At 53.1% G+C, this 19,264-nt stretch carries 17 protein-coding genes; 6 read left to right on the top strand and 11 right to left on the bottom strand.

All coding sequences use genetic code 11. The features are described 5' to 3' along the window. Positions 1-510: hypothetical protein (locus A0129_RS01205; RefSeq protein ID WP_291711642.1), on the bottom strand; the 510-nt coding region annotated here is incomplete at its 3' end. Between the two features lie 33 nt (positions 511-543). Between A0129_RS01205 and A0129_RS01200 the strand changes: the two genes are divergently transcribed. Next, complete coding sequence (locus A0129_RS01200) at positions 544-1,026, top strand: YkvA family protein (RefSeq protein ID WP_291711640.1); 483 nt, start codon at positions 544-546, stop codon at positions 1,024-1,026. 118 nt (positions 1,027-1,144) lie between these two features. Here A0129_RS01200 and A0129_RS01195 read toward each other — a convergent pair whose 3' ends face one another. Together A0129_RS01195 and A0129_RS01190 are read right to left on the bottom strand one after the other, a co-directional pair. Next, positions 1,145-2,950, bottom strand: coding sequence for a sodium:solute symporter family protein (locus tag A0129_RS01195; RefSeq protein ID WP_291711638.1), 1,806 nt, complete (start codon positions 2,948-2,950; stop codon positions 1,145-1,147). A gap of 11 nt (positions 2,951-2,961) precedes the next feature. Beyond that, positions 2,962-3,222 carry a DUF4212 domain-containing protein gene (locus tag A0129_RS01190; protein WP_291711636.1) on the bottom strand — a complete coding sequence of 87 codons (261 nt, stop codon included), beginning with the start codon at positions 3,220-3,222 and terminating at the stop codon, positions 2,962-2,964. A 304-nt stretch (positions 3,223-3,526) separates the two neighbouring features. Here A0129_RS01190 and A0129_RS01185 point away from each other — a divergent pair, with 304 nt between their 5' ends. Further along, positions 3,527-6,346 (top strand): PAS domain-containing methyl-accepting chemotaxis protein, encoded by a 2,820-nt coding sequence (locus A0129_RS01185; protein WP_291711634.1) that lies wholly within the window; start codon positions 3,527-3,529, stop codon positions 6,344-6,346. Further along, on the top strand, positions 6,343-7,914 hold the full coding sequence (locus tag A0129_RS01180) for a chemotaxis protein CheW (protein WP_291711632.1): 1,572 nt from the start codon (positions 6,343-6,345) through the stop codon (positions 7,912-7,914). Before A0129_RS01185 ends, A0129_RS01180 begins: the two co-directional genes overlap by 4 nt. Here the strand turns inward: A0129_RS01180 and tgt are convergent. Continuing rightward, on the bottom strand, positions 7,865-9,004 hold the full coding sequence (tgt, locus tag A0129_RS01175; RefSeq protein WP_291711630.1) for a tRNA guanosine(34) transglycosylase Tgt: 1,140 nt from the start codon (positions 9,002-9,004) through the stop codon (positions 7,865-7,867). The genes A0129_RS01180 and tgt overlap by 50 nt on opposite strands. A gap of 140 nt (positions 9,005-9,144) precedes the next feature. On the opposite strand from tgt, the gene A0129_RS01170 reads away from it, so the two are divergent. After that, positions 9,145-9,669 carry a flavin reductase family protein gene (locus A0129_RS01170; protein WP_291711628.1) on the top strand — a complete coding sequence of 175 codons (525 nt, stop codon included), beginning with the start codon at positions 9,145-9,147 and terminating at the stop codon, positions 9,667-9,669. A 537-nt stretch (positions 9,670-10,206) separates the two neighbouring features. Here A0129_RS01170 and A0129_RS01165 read toward each other — a convergent pair. The 7 genes from A0129_RS01165 to A0129_RS01135 all read right to left on the bottom strand — a co-directional run bounded on the left by A0129_RS01165 (position 10,207) and on the right by A0129_RS01135 (position 17,507). Beyond that, positions 10,207-11,136 (bottom strand): CysB family HTH-type transcriptional regulator, encoded by a 930-nt coding sequence (locus A0129_RS01165; protein WP_291711625.1) that lies wholly within the window; start codon positions 11,134-11,136, stop codon positions 10,207-10,209. Then, positions 11,133-12,227 (bottom strand): sulfate/molybdate ABC transporter ATP-binding protein, encoded by a 1,095-nt coding sequence (locus tag A0129_RS01160; RefSeq protein ID WP_291711623.1) that lies wholly within the window; start codon positions 12,225-12,227, stop codon positions 11,133-11,135. Before A0129_RS01160 ends, A0129_RS01165 begins: the two co-directional genes overlap by 4 nt. A gap of 12 nt (positions 12,228-12,239) precedes the next feature. After that, entirely contained in the window at positions 12,240-13,121 is an 882-nt protein-coding gene (cysW, locus tag A0129_RS01155; protein ID WP_291711622.1) for a sulfate ABC transporter permease subunit CysW, read from the bottom strand. After that, entirely contained in the window at positions 13,121-13,975 is an 855-nt protein-coding gene (gene cysT / locus A0129_RS01150) for a sulfate ABC transporter permease subunit CysT (RefSeq protein ID WP_291711619.1), read from the bottom strand. Before cysT ends, cysW begins: the two co-directional genes overlap by 1 nt. Before the next feature lie 102 nt (positions 13,976-14,077). Continuing rightward, positions 14,078-14,749, bottom strand: a complete 672-nt coding sequence (locus A0129_RS01145; protein ID WP_291711617.1) for an alpha/beta hydrolase — start codon at positions 14,747-14,749, stop codon at positions 14,078-14,080. 18 nt (positions 14,750-14,767) lie between these two features. After that, positions 14,768-15,781: a sulfate ABC transporter substrate-binding protein gene (locus A0129_RS01140; protein ID WP_291711615.1), complete on the bottom strand. Its 1,014-nt coding sequence runs from the start codon at positions 15,779-15,781 to the stop codon at positions 14,768-14,770. A gap of 826 nt (positions 15,782-16,607) precedes the next feature. Continuing rightward, entirely contained in the window at positions 16,608-17,507 is a 900-nt protein-coding gene (locus A0129_RS01135; protein WP_291711614.1) for a DMT family transporter, read from the bottom strand. A 117-nt stretch (positions 17,508-17,624) separates the two neighbouring features. On the opposite strand from A0129_RS01135, the gene pyrF reads away from it, so the two are divergent. Next, the gene (gene pyrF / locus A0129_RS01130) at positions 17,625-18,485 is read left to right on the top strand and encodes an orotidine-5'-phosphate decarboxylase (RefSeq protein ID WP_291711612.1); all 861 of its coding nucleotides are present in this window, start codon (positions 17,625-17,627) and stop codon (positions 18,483-18,485) included. Positions 18,486-18,559: 74 nt separating this feature from the next. Continuing rightward, on the top strand, positions 18,560-19,264 hold the full coding sequence (locus A0129_RS01125; RefSeq protein WP_291711610.1) for a response regulator transcription factor: 705 nt from the start codon (positions 18,560-18,562) through the stop codon (positions 19,262-19,264).

Below are 19,264 nucleotides of genomic sequence, written 5' to 3'. Positions count from 1 at the left end.
AAAGGCACACAGGGGACAGGTTAGGATGATTGTGTCAGGTTGACCAGGGTTTTGGTCATCATCCGGTTCCAGATCAAATCCACCACCACCGCCTTGAATACGAGTCGCCTGGGCCCAATGCCCAAGCCGGGTTTTAAATAAAAAATGATAGCGCCAGGTCACCACGGTGCCGTCGCCATCCTTCTCAAACTCAAATGAGCCTTTGGCGTGATCAAGCCAATTCAGCAGGGGCTGGCTAAAGCCCGTACCCTTGTAAACAAATTGACGATTCGGGATAAAGGCCAACACTTCTTCATCAATTACAGCGCCACCTTTGAAAGTAATTCGCTGAATATCACCCACTTCATTGAACGATTTGCCCTGAATCATTTCTATACGGGTAATCGGCGCGATCAGTGCGTCGCTGTGGATATACTCATCCGGTTTTAAACGGGTGTACAAGGCAAAGCAATCGGCCAGAGGCACGGGGATTCGGCATGAACGCTGGATCATCAGGGGTGCTTGGGTCACAATGAGTCCTCTTTTAGTTGTTGGGTACTGCGCATGATCACACGTTTTTTTCCGATTCTTACAAAACTTAAAGCCCTGAAAACTCATGGCCGCATGCTGTGGCACGCTTTTCGGCATGCCGACACACCGAAATGGATCAAAGGCTTCATGCTGGCCGTGGTGGTCTATCTGTTTAGCCCCATCGACCTGATCCCCGACTTCCTCGTGCTGTTTGGCATCACCGATGACCTGGTTGTGATCAGCGCCGCGATGTGGTTTTTAGGCAAAGTTGTTCCGGACAAGGTCAAAAACAGCTTGCCTGTGGATGAAACCAAGGGCAACCCCACCTCGGAAAAGCACTCGCAGGTAACACCAAAAAACCCAGTCCACGCACACAACAAGTTGTCCTCGACACCCATGAAAAACAGCCCCCTCAGGCCTTTCGGGATAGTACTGTTGGTGGGTTTGCTGGTGGCTGCCCTGGCCAGTCATCCATGGGTACACGCCCAATTCCGAAGCATTGGAGCATTTTTTTGAATGTGGAAGTAACAGTTTTACTCTAGAAAAACAAAAAGCCCGGTGATTTCTCACCGGGCTTTTAAGCTTCTTAAGCCCTGCCTTTCGATGAAGGCAGTGGTTATTGTTGAACAGTCAATCAGTGACCAGTTGCCATGCCTGCACCACGTGGGGTACGTACATCTTCAACCAAGTGCTGAATGTGCTCTGGGGGTGGTGCTGTCACTTTGCTGACCAGGTAGGCCACAACAAAGTTGACAATCGCGCCGACCGTACCGAAGGCTTCAGGCGTGATGCCGAAGAAGCCGTTGGCACCGCCCACCAAGTCCAGGTACTCAGTCCCATTGATGAACAAAATACCCTTGTGTGCGAACACGTAGAACAGGGTTACCGCCAAGCCACTCAACATACCCACGATCGCGCCTGTGGAGTTCATGGTTTTGGAGAAAATACCCATCATGATCACAGGGAACAGCGATGAGGCCGCGATACCGAAGGCCAAAGCCACAGTACCCGCCGCAAAACCTGGAGGGTTCAAGCCCAGATAACCGGCCAGAACAATCGCGAAGGCCATTGAAATCTTACCGGCCAGCAATTCGCTCTTTTCAGAAATATTGGGATTGAACACGCCCTTGATCAAGTCATGCGACACCGCAGAAGAAATCGCCAGCAGCAGACCAGCAGCAGTCGACAACGCAGCAGCCAAACCACCGGCGGCCACCAAGGCGATCACCCAGTTGGGCAACAGCGCAATTTCAGGGTTGGCCAACACCATAATGTCAGCGTTCACCGTCATTTCACTGCCTTTCCAGCCAGCAGCCTCTGCCTTGGCCAGGAATGCTTCGTCTTTGGACTTGTCGTTGTAGTACTGAATACGACCGTCACCGTTCTTGTCTTCAAACTTCAACAAGCCCGTGGTTTCCCAACGACCCATCCAGGCCGGCTTCTTGTCGTTTTCAAGTGCGGCTTCGGGTGCGAACAAATCACCACCTGTTGCAACATTGGAGTTCACAGTAGCATGCAGGTTGTAACGGGCCATCGCGCCAACAGCAGGTGCTGTGGTGTACAGAATCGCAATGAACACCAGTGCCCAACCGGCAGATGAACGCGCATCGGCCACTGTAGGTACAGTGAAGAAGCGAATGATCACGTGGGGCAGGCCCGCGGTACCAATCATCAAGCTCACGGTGTAGAAGAAAGTGTTCAGATAACTGCCACCGGCTGGTGTGGTCGTGTACTGACTAAACCCGAGGTCGGTCACCACCTTGTCCAAGGTCGCCAACATGGGTTGACCATTGGCCAACATGTCAGAACCCAAGCCCAACTGCGGCAAAGGATTGCCCGTCAAGTTCAAGGAAATGAAGATTGCTGGAATGGTGTAAGCGAAAATCAACACGATGTACTGTGCAATTTGCGTGTAGGTAATGCCCTTCATGCCGCCAAACACAGCGTACATGAACACAATACCCATACCCACATAAATACCCACTTCAGCGGACACACCCAGGAATCGGGAGAACGCTACACCCACACCGGTCATCTGCCCGATTACATAAGTAATGGAAGCCACCAGCAAACAGATTACGGCCACTGTGCGCGCTGTGTTGGAGTAGTAACGGTCACCAATGAACTGAGGCACCGTGAACTTGCCAAATTTGCGCAGGTACGGGGCCAGCAACATCGCCAGCAACACATAACCACCGGTCCAGCCCATCAGGAATACGGAACCACCGTAACCCATGTTGGCGATCAGACCCGCCATTGAAATGAACGAAGCGGCTGACATCCAGTCTGCCGCTGTCGCCATGCCGTTGGCTACGGGGTGAACGCCACCGCCAGCCACATAAAATTCACCCGTGCTGCCAGCACGAGCCCAAAACGCAATACCGAGGTACAGCGCAAAACTCAAACCCACGATCACGTAGGTGATTGTTTGCAAATCCATTAGCAATCTCCTTAGTTTTCGTGGACGTCGTGTTCGCGGTCAATCTCGCCCATTTTCTTCGCGTAGTAGAAAATAAGGATAATGAACATGTAAATAGAACCTTGTTGGGCAAACCAGAAGCCCAGTGGATAGCCACCGATGCTGAATTGATTGAGTTGCTCAACAAACAGAATGCCGGCACCGTAAGAAACCAAAAACCACACGATCATGATCTTGGTCAACAGGCCGAGTGTCGCTTTCCAGTAGGCATCACCGCCCTTTGGGTTGCTCATCGCTTGTCTCCTTTTTTAAGGTTGTTGTTAACCGCAGGCAAGGAATACGAGGTCACATCCCTCCCTAGCCTAGGCTTGCGAACGAGTATCAAATCGAAAACTTACGCCAAACTGAAAGCCTCTCAGATAGATCATTAAACCTCCCCCCTGCATTACCCCCTCCCCTTTTGTGCGATTCACAATTCCCGAAAAACTGCAATTGACCGGTGATTACCTGTTTTATCCAGTGATTAAGCCGGGAAATGGCCTACACAATGGTATTTACCCCAATCGAGGCAACTCATTTTGACCAGCAAGGCGACCCATGACATCCAATACCGAGCAGCCTAACCCCCACAGAATTCACCTGTTCAATGCGCTGGCCCAAAGCCAGGCCTGCATCGAATTCGATCTGAACGGGAATGTGATGTATGCCAATCAGAATTTCCTGAATTTGTTCGGCTACTCGGAAGCGGATGTGCTGGGGAAGCACCACAGTCTTTTTTGCACAGCGAGTACCGCAGAGTCGGACGAATACCTGCTGTTCTGGAGCAAATTGCGCGAAGGCGAATTTCAAAGTGGCGAGTTTCTGCGACTCGATTCCCAAGGCCGGGAAGTTTATATCCAGGCGAGCTACAACCCGGTGCGAGATGACCACGGCAATCTGGTGTCGGTATTCAAAATCGCAGCCAATATCACGGTGGCGAAAAGCAAGTCGCTTGAAGATGAGGGCAAAGTGGCTGCGATCGACAAAACCCAGGCCGTCATTGAATTTGATACCTCGGGCCGCATTCTGACGGCCAACGACAACTTCCTGAACGCCATGGGCTATCGCCTGCAAGAAATTGTGGGCCAACACCACCGCCAGTTTTGTGAAAAAAACTATGCGGAATCGGAGGAATACAGCCAATTCTGGAAAGACCTTGCCGCGGGCGAGTTTAAATCAGGCGAATTCATGCGCTTGAACCGGCACGGTCGCCCTGTGTGGCTGCAGGCGACTTACACGCCGATCTTGGGTGTGAACGGCAAGCCTGTGAAAGTCGTTAAATTTGCGAGTGACATCACTGCCGCCAAACTAAAGGCAATTGAAGACGATGGCAAGGTCAGCGCCATGAACCGATCGCAGGGCATCATCGAGTTTGACCTGGGCGGCCATATTTTGCACGCCAACGAGAATTTCCTCTCCCTGACAGGCTATTCGTTAAGCGATATTGTGGGTCAGCACCACAGCATGTTTGTGGACAAGGAAGAGGCCAGCAGCGGTGCTTACCGCGCATTCTGGCGCAAATTGGGCCAAGGCGAGTTTGATTCAGGTGAGTACCTGCGTGTTGGCAATCACGGCAAGCGAATCTGGATTCAGGCCAGCTATAACCCGATTCTTGACCTCGAAGGCAACCCGGTCAAAGTTATCAAATTCTGCAGCGACATCACCCAATCCAAATTGCAAGGGATTGAAACCCAGGCGCGAATGGATTCTGTCTCCAATACCAGCTGCATTCTGGAGTTCAATGCGGAAGGGAAAATTCTGAACAGCAATGAACTTATGCAAAAATCGCTGGGTTACAGCCAAACCGACCTGTCGGACAAATCAGAAAGCTTTTTGATGTTCGATGAAGAACGCAATGACAGCAATCACTTCAAAATCTGGAATGAATTGCGCGAAGGCAAAAACCTTGCGGGTGAGTTTCGTTACAAGGGTGTGGGCGGAAAGGAGGTCTGGCTTTCAGGTACGCGCAGCCCTGTCATTGGCCTTGACGGGAAATTGATCAAAGTGGTGTTGATGCTGCAGGACATTACAGAATCGAAGCTGTCGCGGCTGGACGCCGAAGGCAAACTGGGGGCGATTGATCGCTCTCAAGCGGTGATTGAATTTGACATGCAAGGCAAAGTACTTGCGGCCAACAACAACTTTCTGAAACTGATGGAATATTCCGCAGAGGAAATTTTAGGTCGCCACCACCGCATGTTTGTGGATCCCGCCTATGCTGCCACCCCTCAATACCAGGCATTTTGGGAAAGCCTGGGCCGCGGGCAGTTCGAGTCAGGTGAATACAAGCGGGTGGCCAAAGGTGGGCGGGAAGTGTGGATTCAAGCCACCTACAACCCAATTTACGATCCACGCGGCAACCTGGTCAAGGTCGTGAAGTTTGCCAGCGACGTGACCCAAAGCAAGCTGAAAAATTCGGAGTTTGAAGCCAAGGTCGAAGCCATTAACCTGGGGCAGGCCGTGATTGAATTCGATCTCGACGGCCATGTGTTAACAGCCAACCGGAACTTCCTCAATGCCATGGGTTACACCTCGCGTGAAATTCAGGGTCAGCATCACAGTATTTTCTGCACACTCGAATACACGCAAAGCGAGGAGTATCGGGACTTCTGGCTCAAGTTGAACGAAGGAAAATTTGTGAGTGGCCGCTTTCACCGCGTGGGCAAATTCAACCGCGATGTGTGGATTCAGGCCACGTACAACCCGATTCTGGACTTGAACGGCAATGTGGTCAAAGTGGTGAAGTACGCCTACGACGTGACCAAAGAGGTGATGCTGGAACAGGGGATCAACAAAAAGTCGGGCGAAATGCGGGAACGTGTGTCCAAGCTGGTCGAGAGTATCACCGACATTTCGGGCAACTCAGCCACTGCAACGCAATTGGCCGAGAAAGGACTGGAAGCTGCCCATCAGGGAAGCAGGGATTTAAAGCGATCCATCGCTGCAATTCATGCCATCCAGAACAGCTCGAGCAAAGTGTCGGAAATTGTGCGAGTCATCGGCGACATTGCCAACCAGACCAACTTGCTGGCATTCAATGCGGCAATCGAAGCCGCACGCGCCGGGCAACACGGCGTTGGGTTTTCAGTGGTGGCGGCCGAAGTGCGCAAGCTGGCCGAGAGCAGCTCAAGCGCAGCTCGCGAAATTGCGACACTGATTGAAGAATCGGTTGCGCAGGTCGAAGAAGGGGTCGAGGTGAGCCAAAACGCTGCCCAAAGCTTTGAAGGAATCTTGAGCAGTGTGACGGAAACGGGCGAGAGCGTGAAGCAAATTACCAGCTCGGCTGAACAACAACGTGATCTGGCCATTGCTGTTAACCGCCTGATTGAAGAACTCACAGGCGGCCTTGAAAAGCACCTCGGCGGTAAAAGCGCATGAGTGAACTGAGCCAATACGAACAGGGCTTTGGTTCATTTCGAATTGGCGAAATGACTCTGGCCCTGCCGATGAAATCGGTCAGGGAAGTGGTGCCGTTTCATCCCTTGATGGCACTGCCCTGCCCACACCCCTGGATCAAAGGCGGTCTGGACCTGAGAGGCGTGACCATTCCGGTACTGGACCTGGAATGTTTGCTGAACCGCCCCGGACACCAGTACACCCCGGGCTGCATTTTACTGATCGCCCACGAGAATCACTTGTTGGGGCTCATTGCCGACCAGGTCAAAGCTTTGTTTTTTGCAAACCCGGCAGCGATGCACACGGTCAGTTCAGAGGACACGATCGGCAGCATTTTTGCAGGCAGCCTCATGAACAGCGAATTGAACCAACTGGTTCAGGTGCTTTCAACGCAAGCCTTGTTCGACCTGCCCGGGCTGCCCAAAGCCGAAGACCCGGAACCACACCGCCAATCGCTTGAATTACAAACATCCAATGAAGACACAGCTCTGAACACTCGCACACCACTGATGTTGATGCAGAGCATGTCCACGCTGTTTGCAGTGAATCCAAAAGACATTGAAACCACGGTGGTCAACCCGGTGCTGTTGCCCAGTGAGTATGCCGGTGGTTTTTACAAAGGCAACCTGAATTACAGGGAGCAAACCATTCCGGCAATTGACCTCGCAAGCTACCTGGGTCTGGGTACCAACAAGCAATTGCAACGAGCCACACAACAGGCCTTTGTCATACGAATCGAGGGCAACCCGCTGGCCTTGCTGATCGACCGGGTGCTGGATATTGTGCATGTACCGCACAATTCAGTCATTCCGCTGCCCTGTTTTGGGCTACCCAAAGCGAATCAACTTGAAGGTGCCTTGCCTTGCAATGTGTTTTCAAAAGAAGACCCACATTCGCAGCGTGGCCCGCAATATTTTGTGCTGTCATGCCCCAGAATCAGCGAAGATCAGGAATTGATTGAACTGGCCAGTATTTTGGCCAAGGCCAGTGCGACGGCGCAACTGGATTTCGAGAACCAGCAAGGTAAAACAGCGCTGGGTCTGGATCGGTTGATGGTTTACCGTTTGGGCACCGAATTTTCTACGCCCATTGAACAAGTGCGGGAAGTACTTCCCTACCGTGCAGACATTGAGATTTTTGAGCGCAGTAATCCCATGCTGGGCATGCTGACCCACCGCAACCAATCCATGCCAGTGTTTGACTTGGCGCAATGGTTGGGCGCCGAACGTCAAAGCCTGAGTCATGAATCCAGCATTCTGGTGGTGAATGCGCATGGCAGCACGATTGGCTTTGCAGTAACCTCGCTGACAGCGATTGAAAACGCCCTGTGGGAACCCCATGTGCCCGTATTGGGCGAACAAAGGCAGCTGCTGCATGGCCGATTAAAAACCACGCAGAGGCTTGCCCAAATTGGAGAGGACAAACACCAGTGCATGGTGGAGGTGATCGATTTACATCAGCAAATAGCGCTGATTCTGGATCAATTCGGTGTGATCTCGCCTACAGCTCTCGAGACTGTGCCTGAGCATTCTGAGCACGCAGCGCAGTGAACTCCTTCACAAACTCGTCGAAGCGGTCTTGCTCGATCGCTTCCCGCATTTCACGCATCAAATCCAGGTAGTAGTGCAGATTGTGCATCGTGTTAAGCTGCGCACCGAGAATTTCCTTGCTCCGGTCCAGGTGGTGCAAATAGGCACGAGAAAAATTCTTGCAGGTGTAACAAGTGCAGGTCGCATCCAGCGGGTTTTCATCATTGCGAAACTTGGCATTACGAATGCGGATGTCACCGGTGCGTGTAAAAAGCCAGCCGTTTCGTGCGTTACGCGTGGGCATCACACAGTCGAACATATCGACGCCCTGGCCCACAGCATTGACCAAATCTTCAGGTGTGCCCACGCCCATCAAATAGCGGGGCTTGTGTTGCGGTAACTTCGGCGCAGTGTGCGCCAAAATTCGTTGCATGTCGTCTTTGGGCTCTCCCACTGACAAGCCACCGATGGCGTATCCGTCAAAGCCGATTTCCTCAAGGCCCTGCAGTGAGATATCACGCAGGTCCTCGTACATGCCGCCCTGAACAATACCAAACAAGCCGTTGTGGTTGCCCATCGCATCGAAGGCATCACGTGAACGGCGTGCCCAACGCATGGACATTTCCATGGACAGGCGTGCTTCAGTGTGTGTGGCAGGGTAAGGTGTGCATTCGTCGAAAATCATGACGATGTCGGAATTCAGCACGGTTTGAATGCGCATGCTTTCCTCAGGGGTGAGGAACAGCTTGTCGCCATTCACAGGGCTGCGAAAGTGAACCCCCTCTTCCTTGATTTTACGCATGGCCCCAAGGCTGAACACCTGAAAGCCGCCCGAGTCAGTCAAAATTGGACCTTTCCAGCCCATAAACTGGTGCAGACCACCAAATTTTTCCATGATGTCCAGACCAGGCCGCATCCACAAATGGAAGGTGTTGCCCAGAATGATTTGCGCCTGGATTTCAGTCAGGTCGCGCGGCGTCATGCCCTTCACAGTGCCATAGGTGCCCACCGGCATGAAGATCGGGGTTTGGATAACGCCGTGTGCGGTGGTGATTTCGCCGCGACGGGCTTTACCCGAGGTGGTTTTGAGTTTGAAGGACAGTGCGCTCAAGGAAAATGCCTTTTTAGAATTGGCCGTATTTTAAATCATTTCAAGCACATGGGCCTGAAAACCACGTTTTGAGTCGCCATTCCAGCAATTCAAGCGCTTGTTTGGCACAATGGAGCCATTCACAAAATTAGAAGTACCCCATGCAACAACCTGCCAAACCCGAATTCATTCGCGCCGAGAAACGCGATGGCGACGCCGAGCTGGACGCGCACCTGTTTCGGCAAGCGCTGGCCCAGTTTGCCACCGGCATCACCATCATCACCACCAAAAATGCTGAAGGCAAATACGTGGGGGTGACGGCCAATTCGTTTAACTCTGTCTCACTACATCCGCCTTTGGTGTTGTGGAGCTTGTCGAAAAAGGCCAGCAGCCATGATGCATTTGCCGCGGCCACGCACTATGGGGTCAGTGTGTTGTCGGCCGATCAGGAAGCGCTGTCGCATCACTTCTCTACTTTCAAGGGTGACCGTTTTGCGGGCGTTGAAGTGATTGAGGGTTTGGGTGGTGCACCGTTGATTCCGAATGCCTTGGCACATTTCGAATGCAAAGTGCGCAGCCGCTACGATGAGGGAGATCATTTCATCATGGTGGGCGAGGTGTTGCGCTGCGACTTCCGGGAAGGTGAAGCGTTGGTGTATCGGTCGAGGAAGTACTTCCGGAACTGATCGGAGAGTATTCATTGCCCGATCGGCTTGGGTTCCGATCTCTCGCCAGAAAACCTGTATTTCCCTTTTTGACATTCACCCTGACTCACCTCGCTCGGCAAAAAGGCGGGCCGAGTCTCGGTGCCGGCCCACGGCCGACCGTGGCGGGTGAATTCAAACGGGCAGGTTTTCTTGAAGGCGAGACGATCGAAACACCGCCGCCGATTGGGCGATGAAACCAGCCGTGAGTCGCTCGGAGGTGGAGAAGCACTGCACGGGAGAGCTGGGGGCTGAACTTGCGATGGGTCGCACGATGACCAGTCAGAAAACTTGCCGGCTTGGCGCGCAGAGACTAACGATCGCGCCCTGGCGCGAAAGCCAAGACCCGACCGTTACTTTTGGAGGGCTTGGCTTAGTGCAGGATCAAGCCGACAAGCCGAAATGCCAAGTTTTCGGGCAGCGGTGACCCTTCAAGTTCAGCTCTTAATTCGCCAGCAAGTGCGACACAAGCAACCCACGCCGAGTGGGCGAACGAATGAGAATCCGGATCGCGTGCGCTCAACTCACCGAGTCATTCAACGCCGCCAGCAACCTGGCCTCTGTCAAATCCCCATTACAGAGCTCAATAAACTTGTACGCAAACGACCGCAGGTAGTGTCCTTTGCGAATGGCAATGCTGGTGGTGTTCATCGGCAAATCCGATTCAACATCAAGCACCGCCAGGCCGGTGTCTTTCACCGGGTTGTAGGCCATGCTGGCAATAATGCCAACCCCCAAGCCCAGTTCCACATAGGTTTTGATCACATCCGCATCCAGTGCTGAAATAGCGACATCCAGCGTTAAACCCAGCTTGCGAAAGGTTTCGTCAATCTTGATTCGTCCGGTGAAACCCTCTTGATAGGTCACAATCGGATATTCAGCCACATCCTGCAAAGTGGGCTTGGGCAGTTTCAACAGGGGATGGCCTTGCTGCACCACCACCTGGTGTTTCCACTGGTAATAAGGAAACGAAACAAGGTCATCCACATTGCCCAGCACTTCCGTTGCTATGCCAATGTCGGCCTGCCCGTCCAGCAACATCTGGGTAATTTCCTTGGGGCTGCCCTGATGCATGCGCAAGTGCACTTTCGGGAAAACCTTTTTGAACTCATTGACCACCGTGGGCAATGAATAGCGGGCCTGCGTGTGCGTGGTGACCACGGTCAGCTGACCCACGTCGCGACTGCTGTATTGCTCAGCCAGGTTCTTGATGTTTTTCGCATCCAGCAACATGCGTTCAACCAGCACCAGCAACTCCTTTCCCGGGTCTGTCAAACCCATCAGGCGTTTGCCTTTGCGAATGAACAATTCCACACCCAGCTCTTCTTCGAGGTCACGAATGTGTTTCGAGACGCCAGGCTGCGAGGTGTACAAACTGTTGGCCACTTCAGTCAGGTTGTAACCCTGACGAACCGTTTCGCGAATAATGCGCAACTGCTGGAAATTCATGCGGCCCCCACCACATCAAATACTTTCAAAGCCTTTGCAGAAAGTCTAACCAATTGGCCTTCCTGCAAGTTCAATTCTCGTGCACGCTCGGCGCTAATTTCTACATCAAAATGCTGCGCAGGTTGCAAATCTACAGAATCCAGTTCAACCCGAGTGTTCAAACCAAAGCGCAACACACGCACCACTTTGGCAGGTACCCCCAGAGAAAAATCAGGCTCAGTGTGAATGTCGATTTCATGTGGACGGGCAAACGCCAGCACATCGGCACCCTGTACGGCTTCGCCAGATCTGTTCAACACTGTACCGGAATGTGCCAGGTTCGACTCGCCCACCTGAATACCATCGCCCAAGTGACGTGCCTTGAACAGATTGACCGAGCCCAAAAAACCGTACACAAAGGGCGTGGCCGGGTGTTGATAAACCTCTTCTGGAGTACCGATTTGCTCCACATTGCCTTGGTTCATCAATACAACCCGGTCAGCCACTTCCAACGCTTCTTCCTGGTCGTGCGTGACAAAAATTGAGGTGATGTGCAATTCATCGTGCAGGCGGCGCAACCAGCGACGCAACTCTTTCCGTACCTTGGCATCAAGGGCGCCAAACGGTTCATCCAGCAGCAGTACCTTGGGCTCAACGGCCAATGCGCGGGCCAATGCAATTCGCTGACGTTGCCCGCCGCTGAGTTGTGAAGGAAACCGATCCGCCAGCCAATCCAGTTGAACCAATTTCAGAAGGCTGTGCACTTTTTCTGCGATTTCCGCCTTGCTGGGCCTTTCACTGCGAGGCTTCATGCGCATGCCAAAGGCTACATTGTCAAACACAGTCATGTACTTGAACAGCGCGTAATGCTGAAACACAAAGCCTACATTTCGGTCTCGCACGTGCGTGTCGGAGGTGTCTTCTCCATCCAGAATCACAGTGCCGCTGTCGGCCTGTTCCAGACCAGCGATGATGCGCAGCAACGTGGTTTTACCGCAGCCCGATGGCCCTAGCAGGGCAACCAGTTCGCCGCTGTTGAAATCAAGGCTGACGTTGTTCAGGGCGGTGAAATCGCCGAACTGTTTGTGAATGTTTTTAACTTGAATGCTCATGATAATTCCTTCTTAGTGCACGCCCTGTTTGGCGGCTTGATGCTCAACCCAGGTTTTAATGCCCAAGGTGATCAAGGCTAGAAACGCAAGAATCGAAGCCACGGCGAACGCAGCCGAAAACTGGTATTCGTTGTATAGAATTTCGACGTGCAAGGGCAGCGTATTGGTTTCGCCGCGAATGTGCCCCGACACGACTGACACCGCACCAAACTCGCCCATGGCTCGGGCGTTACACAAGATAACGCCGTACAGCAAACCCCACTTGATGTTAGGCAGGGTGACATGCCAGAAGGTTTGCCAGCCCCGCGCACCCAGTACCACTGCGGCTTCTTCTTCCTCTTTGCCCTGTGCTTCCATCAGCGGAATCAGCTCGCGAGCGATAAAAGGTACGGTGACAAATACTGTGGCCAGCACAATGCCGGGCACCGCAAAAATAATGCGAATCTCGTACTCGGCCAAAAGGGGTGCAAACCAGCCCTGAGCGCCAAACAACAACACATATACCAGGCCAGCAATCACGGGGCTCACAGAGAAAGGCAAATCAATCAAGGTGATGAGCACCTGCTTGCCTCGAAACTCGAACTTCGCAATGGCCCAGGCGGCGGCCACACCAAACACCAGGTTCAAGGGCACCGCAATCGCTGCGGCCAACAAAGTCAGCTTTAAGGCATATACAGCATCGGGCTCTTTGAGAGACTCCCAATACACGCCTACGCCCTGCCTGAATGCCTCGACAAAAACAGCAAACAAAGGCAGCAGCAAGAAGAAACCAAAGAAAGCCACCCCCGTGCCAATCAAGGCCCACTTGACCCATGGCGATTCCCGCGTGGCCGACGAGCTTTGAAGCTTCTCGGCGCGCGAGGTGTGAATATGCAATGCAACAGCGCCCGACATTATTGAGTTCTCCCTGTGCGTTTGGCAGTCCAGGCTTGCAGGCCGTTGATGGCCAGCAACAAGATGAATGAAATGATCAACATGACCGATGCGATGGCAGTCGCGCCGGTGTAGTCGTATTGCTCGAGCTTGGTGATGATCATCAACGGAGTAATTTCAGACACATACGGAATGTTGCCGGCGATGAAAATAACCGAACCGTATTCACCCACTGCCCTCGCAAAGGCCAACGCGAAGCCCGTGAGCAAAGCTGGAAACACGATGGGCAAAATGACATGAAAAAACGTTTGCCAACGGTTCGCCCCAAGACTGCTTGCGGCCTCTTCCAATTCACTTTCCATGTCTTCCAGCACGGGCTGAACTGTCCGCACCACAAAGGGCAAACCAATAAACACCAAAGCCACCAAAATACCGGCGGGTGCAAAAGCCACCTTGATTCCCAATGGCTCCAGGTATTGGCCTACCCATCCGTTGCCGGCATACAAGGCCGTCAGTGCAATACCAGCCACCGCCGTGGGGAGGGCAAATGGAAGGTCAACCAGAGCATCCACGATTTTTCGACCGGGGAAGGTGTAGCGAACCAGTATCCAGGCCAATAACAGGCCAAACACCGCATTGATGCCGGCTGCCAATAAAGAGATTCCAAATGAAACCCGGTAAGTTGCAACGATTCGGGGATCAGTCACCGTGCTCCAGAAATCGGCAAAGCTCATCTCGAATGTTTTGATGAACACCGCGGACAGCGGAATCAGGATGAGCAAAGAGAGATAGACGATGGCATAGCCCAGGGTGAGATGAAACCCGGGCAGCACGCGTTTGGTGGATGAAGACGAAGCCACAATAGACCTTGACAAGTTCGATTTAAATGCGAAGCAAGCAGTCTATTGGAGTGGCTTTAGATACTGAACGATTAAAAAGTTGGATCGATATAAGAAAAATTTATGATCCGACATGGGCTACAGAAGGTCGATGGAATTGCGCGTCAACTGGCGAATCTTCGCCAGTGCTGTGAAACGATTCTTGCTGACCTGGCTCTGCGCTTGAATTTGCCCCAAAGGAATGGCCTGAACCTGCTCTCTAAATTTGGCCACCAAACGAGGCAAGGCAGGCCAGGCGCCAAATCCCGACTCCACATTGATATGCCCTGCATTGCGCAAACAGGTAAAACGCAAACCCCAATGGTCTGCCCAGTATCGAGCATGAGTCAATTTTAGCCAAGGATCGTCCGAGCTCGCGATGAATACGCCCGGTACGCCCAAAGGTCGTGCAGGAATCGCACCGAGCAAAGTAGTGGGCGAAAGTTCTTGCGAAGTGATCAGCCCTGTTGCACTGAATCGCTGGGGAGATGCTGGCGCCACCAAAATGACCCCAGCCACCTTGGTTTCGTTGTCCGCAATCGCAACCACACTGGCCAGACAGCCAAAACTGTGTGCGATCAGGATCACGCTACCCGCCTCGTCTCGAATGTTGTTTCGAATTGCATCAGCCCACGCTGCGACCACCGGTTTGTTGAAGTCAATCCCGCTTACCCTTCGGCAATTTGGAATTTGCTTCTCTGCCCAGGTTTGCCAGTGGTCTGGGCCACTGCCATTCAAGCCGGGCACGGTGATGCAAGTGGGCGCAAGCACGGTCAATACTCCCGACCATTAACGCTTGAAGATTTGATCGAAAACACCACCATCCTCAAAGTGGGTTTTCTGGGCTTTCTGCCAACCACCAAACACTTCGTCGATGGTGAATAGTTTCACTTTGGGGAAACGATTCAAGTCTGCCTTGTTGGCCACCAGTTCGGGCTTGTTGGGACGGTAATAGTTTGCCGCTGCAATTTGTTGCCCAACGGGAGAGTACAGATAATCAAGGTAGGCTTGCGCAACTACAGTTGTACCTTTTCTGTCCGCATTTCCTTTCACCACTGCAACGGGTGGCTCTGCCAAAATCGAGACCGAGGGCACAATGATTTCAAACTTGTCCTTACCCAATTCATTGATGGCCAGGAACGCTTCGTTTTCCCAGGAAATAAACACATCACCAATATTTCTTTGCACGAAAGTATTGGTTGACCCACGCGCACCGGAATCCAGCACCGGCACGTTTTTGTACAGGGTCGTCACGAAATCTTTGGCTTTGGCTTCAGTACCACCCGGCTTTTTCAAGGCATAGCCCCACGCAGCCAAGTAGTTCCAGCGTGCACCGCCCGAGGTTTTCGGGTTAGGTGTAATCACTTGAATGCCGGGCTTGACCAAATCATCCCAATCCTTGATGTTCTTTGGGTTGCCTTTGCGAACCAGGAACACAATGGTTGAGGTGTAAGGCGAACTGTTGTTGGACAGCTTCTTTTGCCAGTCCGCCGGAATCTTGCCTGTTTTTTCAGCAATCGCATCAATGTCGTAGGCCAAGGCCAGCGTGACTACATCCGCCTCCAAACCATCGATCACTGCGCGGGCCTGCTTGCCTGCACCGCCATGACTTTGCTTGATAGTCACGGTTTCGCCAGTTTTTTCTTTCCAGTATTTGGCAAATGCCGGATTGAACTCCTGGTACAACTCGCGAGTTGGGTCATAGGACACGTTAAGCAATTCAACGTTGGCCCATGCGGTGGAGGAGATCGCCAGGGCCGCAGTTAGCCCCAAGGTTTTTTTGATCAGAGCGGCAAAATTCATGATGTAATCCTTCAGAGTGTTCTTGATGTGGTCACATCTTAGGGATCAGGCTTTGCGCTGTGAACGAAGAAAAACTTCTTTGCTTATCAGATTCTTCATCAGCTCGAATGCGTGATCATTCGCTGAATTCATCGAAGCACAATCGGCTTGGGCCCCGCTCTCTTGGCGGTTATTAATCGGCCACTCGGCTTGGGTTCCGATCTCTCGCCCGTCGGTTAACTGCCCGATCGGCTTGGGTTCCGATCTCTCGCCAGAAAACCTGTTGATCCCTTGCTGAGCCTTGCGATGCCTGAGAACGACCCTCCTAAACTACGGGTCGGGTCCGTTCTCTGTCGCCCATGCTGGGCAACACCGGCCCTGCTCGGCACGCAAGGGCAGGTTTTCTTGAAGGCGAAGCGATCGAAACACCGCCGCCGATTGGGCGATGAAATCAGCCGTGAGTTGCGTGGAGAGGGAGATTCGCCAGTGTTGATACGGCTTTGAACGCAGCCATGAGTCGATCGGAGGTGGAGAAGCGCTGGCCGGAGATTCGGGAACTGAACTTAGAGATGGGCGCACTCTGCGGGTTCAAGCCAACACGGCAGTGGGATTGCTTGGGGCGCACTTCAAGAAAACCGCCCCGTTTGAATGGATTCGCAGCGGTCGGCTACAAGCCGACGCCGAGACTCGGCCCGCCCTTTTGCCGAGCGAGGTGAGCACGAATCCATTCAAAAAGGGACTCAGCGGTTTTCTGTGCGGAACAAGTAACCCATGCCGAGTTGGCCAGGAACAGCAGCGGTGACCAGCGCTTAATCACCAGCTCTGTGCGACACAAGTAACCCGCGCTTCAGCCGACAACTGCTTTCTTTCTCCCCGGCACGAGAATCACAGCCATCGCGCCAAGAATCAAAACCAATGCTGCAAAGTCAGGCCAATGCGGTACCTCGCCAAGGAATAAACTCCCTGCCATCACACCAACCACCGGAATAATCATGATGGACAAGCTCGACACAATGGGTGGCAGCGATTTGGCCAGGCTAAACCATGCAACCTGGCAAAATGCGAACACACCAAAAGCGTTGTAGAAAATTGGCCACCACTGCGACCAACCTTGCGGCGCACCCACATCGGTTCCCTCAAACCAAAAACCAGCCAAACCCATGGCCACAATGGTAGGCGGCATCATGGCATGGGTAAAGGTGAGGGCATGCAAACCCGTGGGATAGTGCCGAATCAGCGTAGTACCAAGCCCCCAACATGCAGCAGCAATAAGCATCAGCACCACTCCCAGAGGGCTGCCAGCAATGGCTGCAAATTCAGAAGAGAGCAGCAACATCGCAGCCACCATCGCCAAGCTTAATCCGATCCAGCCACGGCGCCCTACCGGGTGGGCGAACATCAAACCAGTCAATACCACCCACACTGGCATGGTGTAGCCCAAAATCGCTGCACGGCCCGAGCTCAGTTCCTTCACGGCCAAAATACAAAACAAGTGCCAGCCAATCATATTGGGCAGGCACAGCAGTGCCACACGTCCCCACATTTCACGCGGCACCTTGAGCGACACCTTCATTTGCCGAGCCACAAACCACATGGCTACCATGCCGAACACCATGCACAGGGTGCGGAAATGTAAGGGTGGGTACTGAGTCACCGCATACTTCATGACAGGCCAGTTCAAACCCCAAATGGCTGTAATACCAAGAAGCAACTGGATTTGAGGCAGGGATAATTTTGCAGCAGGCACGTAAGTGAACGATCATTCAGTAAAGTGCCCCAGTGTAGTGCATCGGTCCACGCTTGGCCCTAGGGGCTTGCCCTGATCCTGTACAATACTTGAACTTCCCAACTGTTCTCACACGCAATGGCCAGCAATCGTTTTTCGCAGTTTTCTACCTTTCCTCAACGGCTGGCTGACAGTTGGCAACACAGCAATTCCATGTTGTGCGTGGGCTTGGACCCAGACATTTCCCGCATGCCCGAAGGCTATGGCACAAGCCCCGCAGAAATTGAACGCTTTTGCTTCGAAATTGTGAAAGCCACCGCCGAGTTCGCCTGTGCCTTTAAGCCTCAAATCGCCTACTTTGCAGCCAACAAGGCTGAAGCGGCGCTGGAAAACATTCTGGCTTACGCCAACGAAATTGCGCCACACGCCACTACCATTCTGGATGCCAAACGCGGCGACATCGGCGCCACAGCCAAGCAATACGCGATTGAAGCGTTCGAGCGTTACAAGGCCGACAGCGTAACCCTTAGCCCCTACATGGGCAGCGATTCCGTCGAGCCCTATCATGCCTATGCCGACCGTGGCCTGTTTCTGCTGTGCCGCACCTCGAACCCAGGTGGCAACGACCTGCAATTTTTAAACACTGAAAAAGGCGAACCGCTTTATCAAACAGTCGCCAAGCTGGCCACTACCACTTGGAACCCGCACCGCCAGATTGGCTTGGTTGTGGGTGCCACCTACCCCGAAGAGATCAAAACGGTTCGCGGAATCGTTGGCGATTCGCCCCTGCTGGTGCCTGGCATTGGCGCACAAGGTGGCGATTTGCTGAACACGGTAAAAAATGGCCTGTGCAGCCAAGGCTGGGGTTTGCTGATCAATTCCTCTCGCGCCATCTTGTACGCCAGCACCAAGGCCGATTTTGCAAGCGCTGCTGCGCTTGAGGCTCGAAACACCCGTGACGCAATTCAGTCGGCGAAAGCCACTGCGCTTTCAGGCTAAAATCAAGACAATACACACCATTCATGTTCAGGTAAAAAGAGCCAAACTGGCCGGCCTGCACTGAGGAGACAGGGATGAAAATACTTCTGGCCGAAGACGACAGCTTGTTGTCTGAGGGCTTGTCGCAATCGCTGCGTCAAGCCGGCTACGCCGTCGATTGCATGTTCAAGGGCAGCGACGCCGACACTGCGCTGACCACCATGAACTACGATATCTTGATACTCGATTTGGGCCTGCCAAAAATGAGCGGCTTGGAGGTGTTGCGCCGCCTGCGCGCACGCGGCAACAACATGCCTGTGCTCATTTTGACAGCAGCAGACAGCGTTGAACAACGCGTGCAAGGCCTGGACGCTGGTGCCGACGACTACATGGCCAAGCCTTTCGACCTGAAAGAACTTGAGGCCCGCGTACGCGCATTGGCGCGACGTGGCACAGGTGGCGGCGCCAGCATCTGGAAACACGGACCACTCACCTTCGACCAGGTGGGGCGCATTGCCTACATCAACGACGACATGCTTGACCTTTCAGCGCGTGAAGTCGGTTTGCTGGAGGTGCTGCTTCAACGTGTGGGCCGCTTGGTCAGCAAAGAACAATTTGTAGACCACCTGTGCGAATGGGGCGAAGAAGTGAGCAACAACGCGATTGAGGTTTACATACACCGCCTGCGTAAAAAAATTGAAGTCAACGGTGTTCGAATTGCCACGGTGCGTGGCCTGGGTTATTGCCTTGAAAAATTTGTCGAGAAAGAAGCCTCGCCCGATGCCAACGCCAACACATAA

Source organism: Limnobacter sp. CACIAM 66H1, from assembly GCF_001601825.1.
Taxonomy (GTDB): domain Bacteria; phylum Pseudomonadota; class Gammaproteobacteria; order Burkholderiales; family Burkholderiaceae_B; genus Limnobacter.
This window is presented reverse-complemented; position numbering and strand designations above follow the sequence as displayed.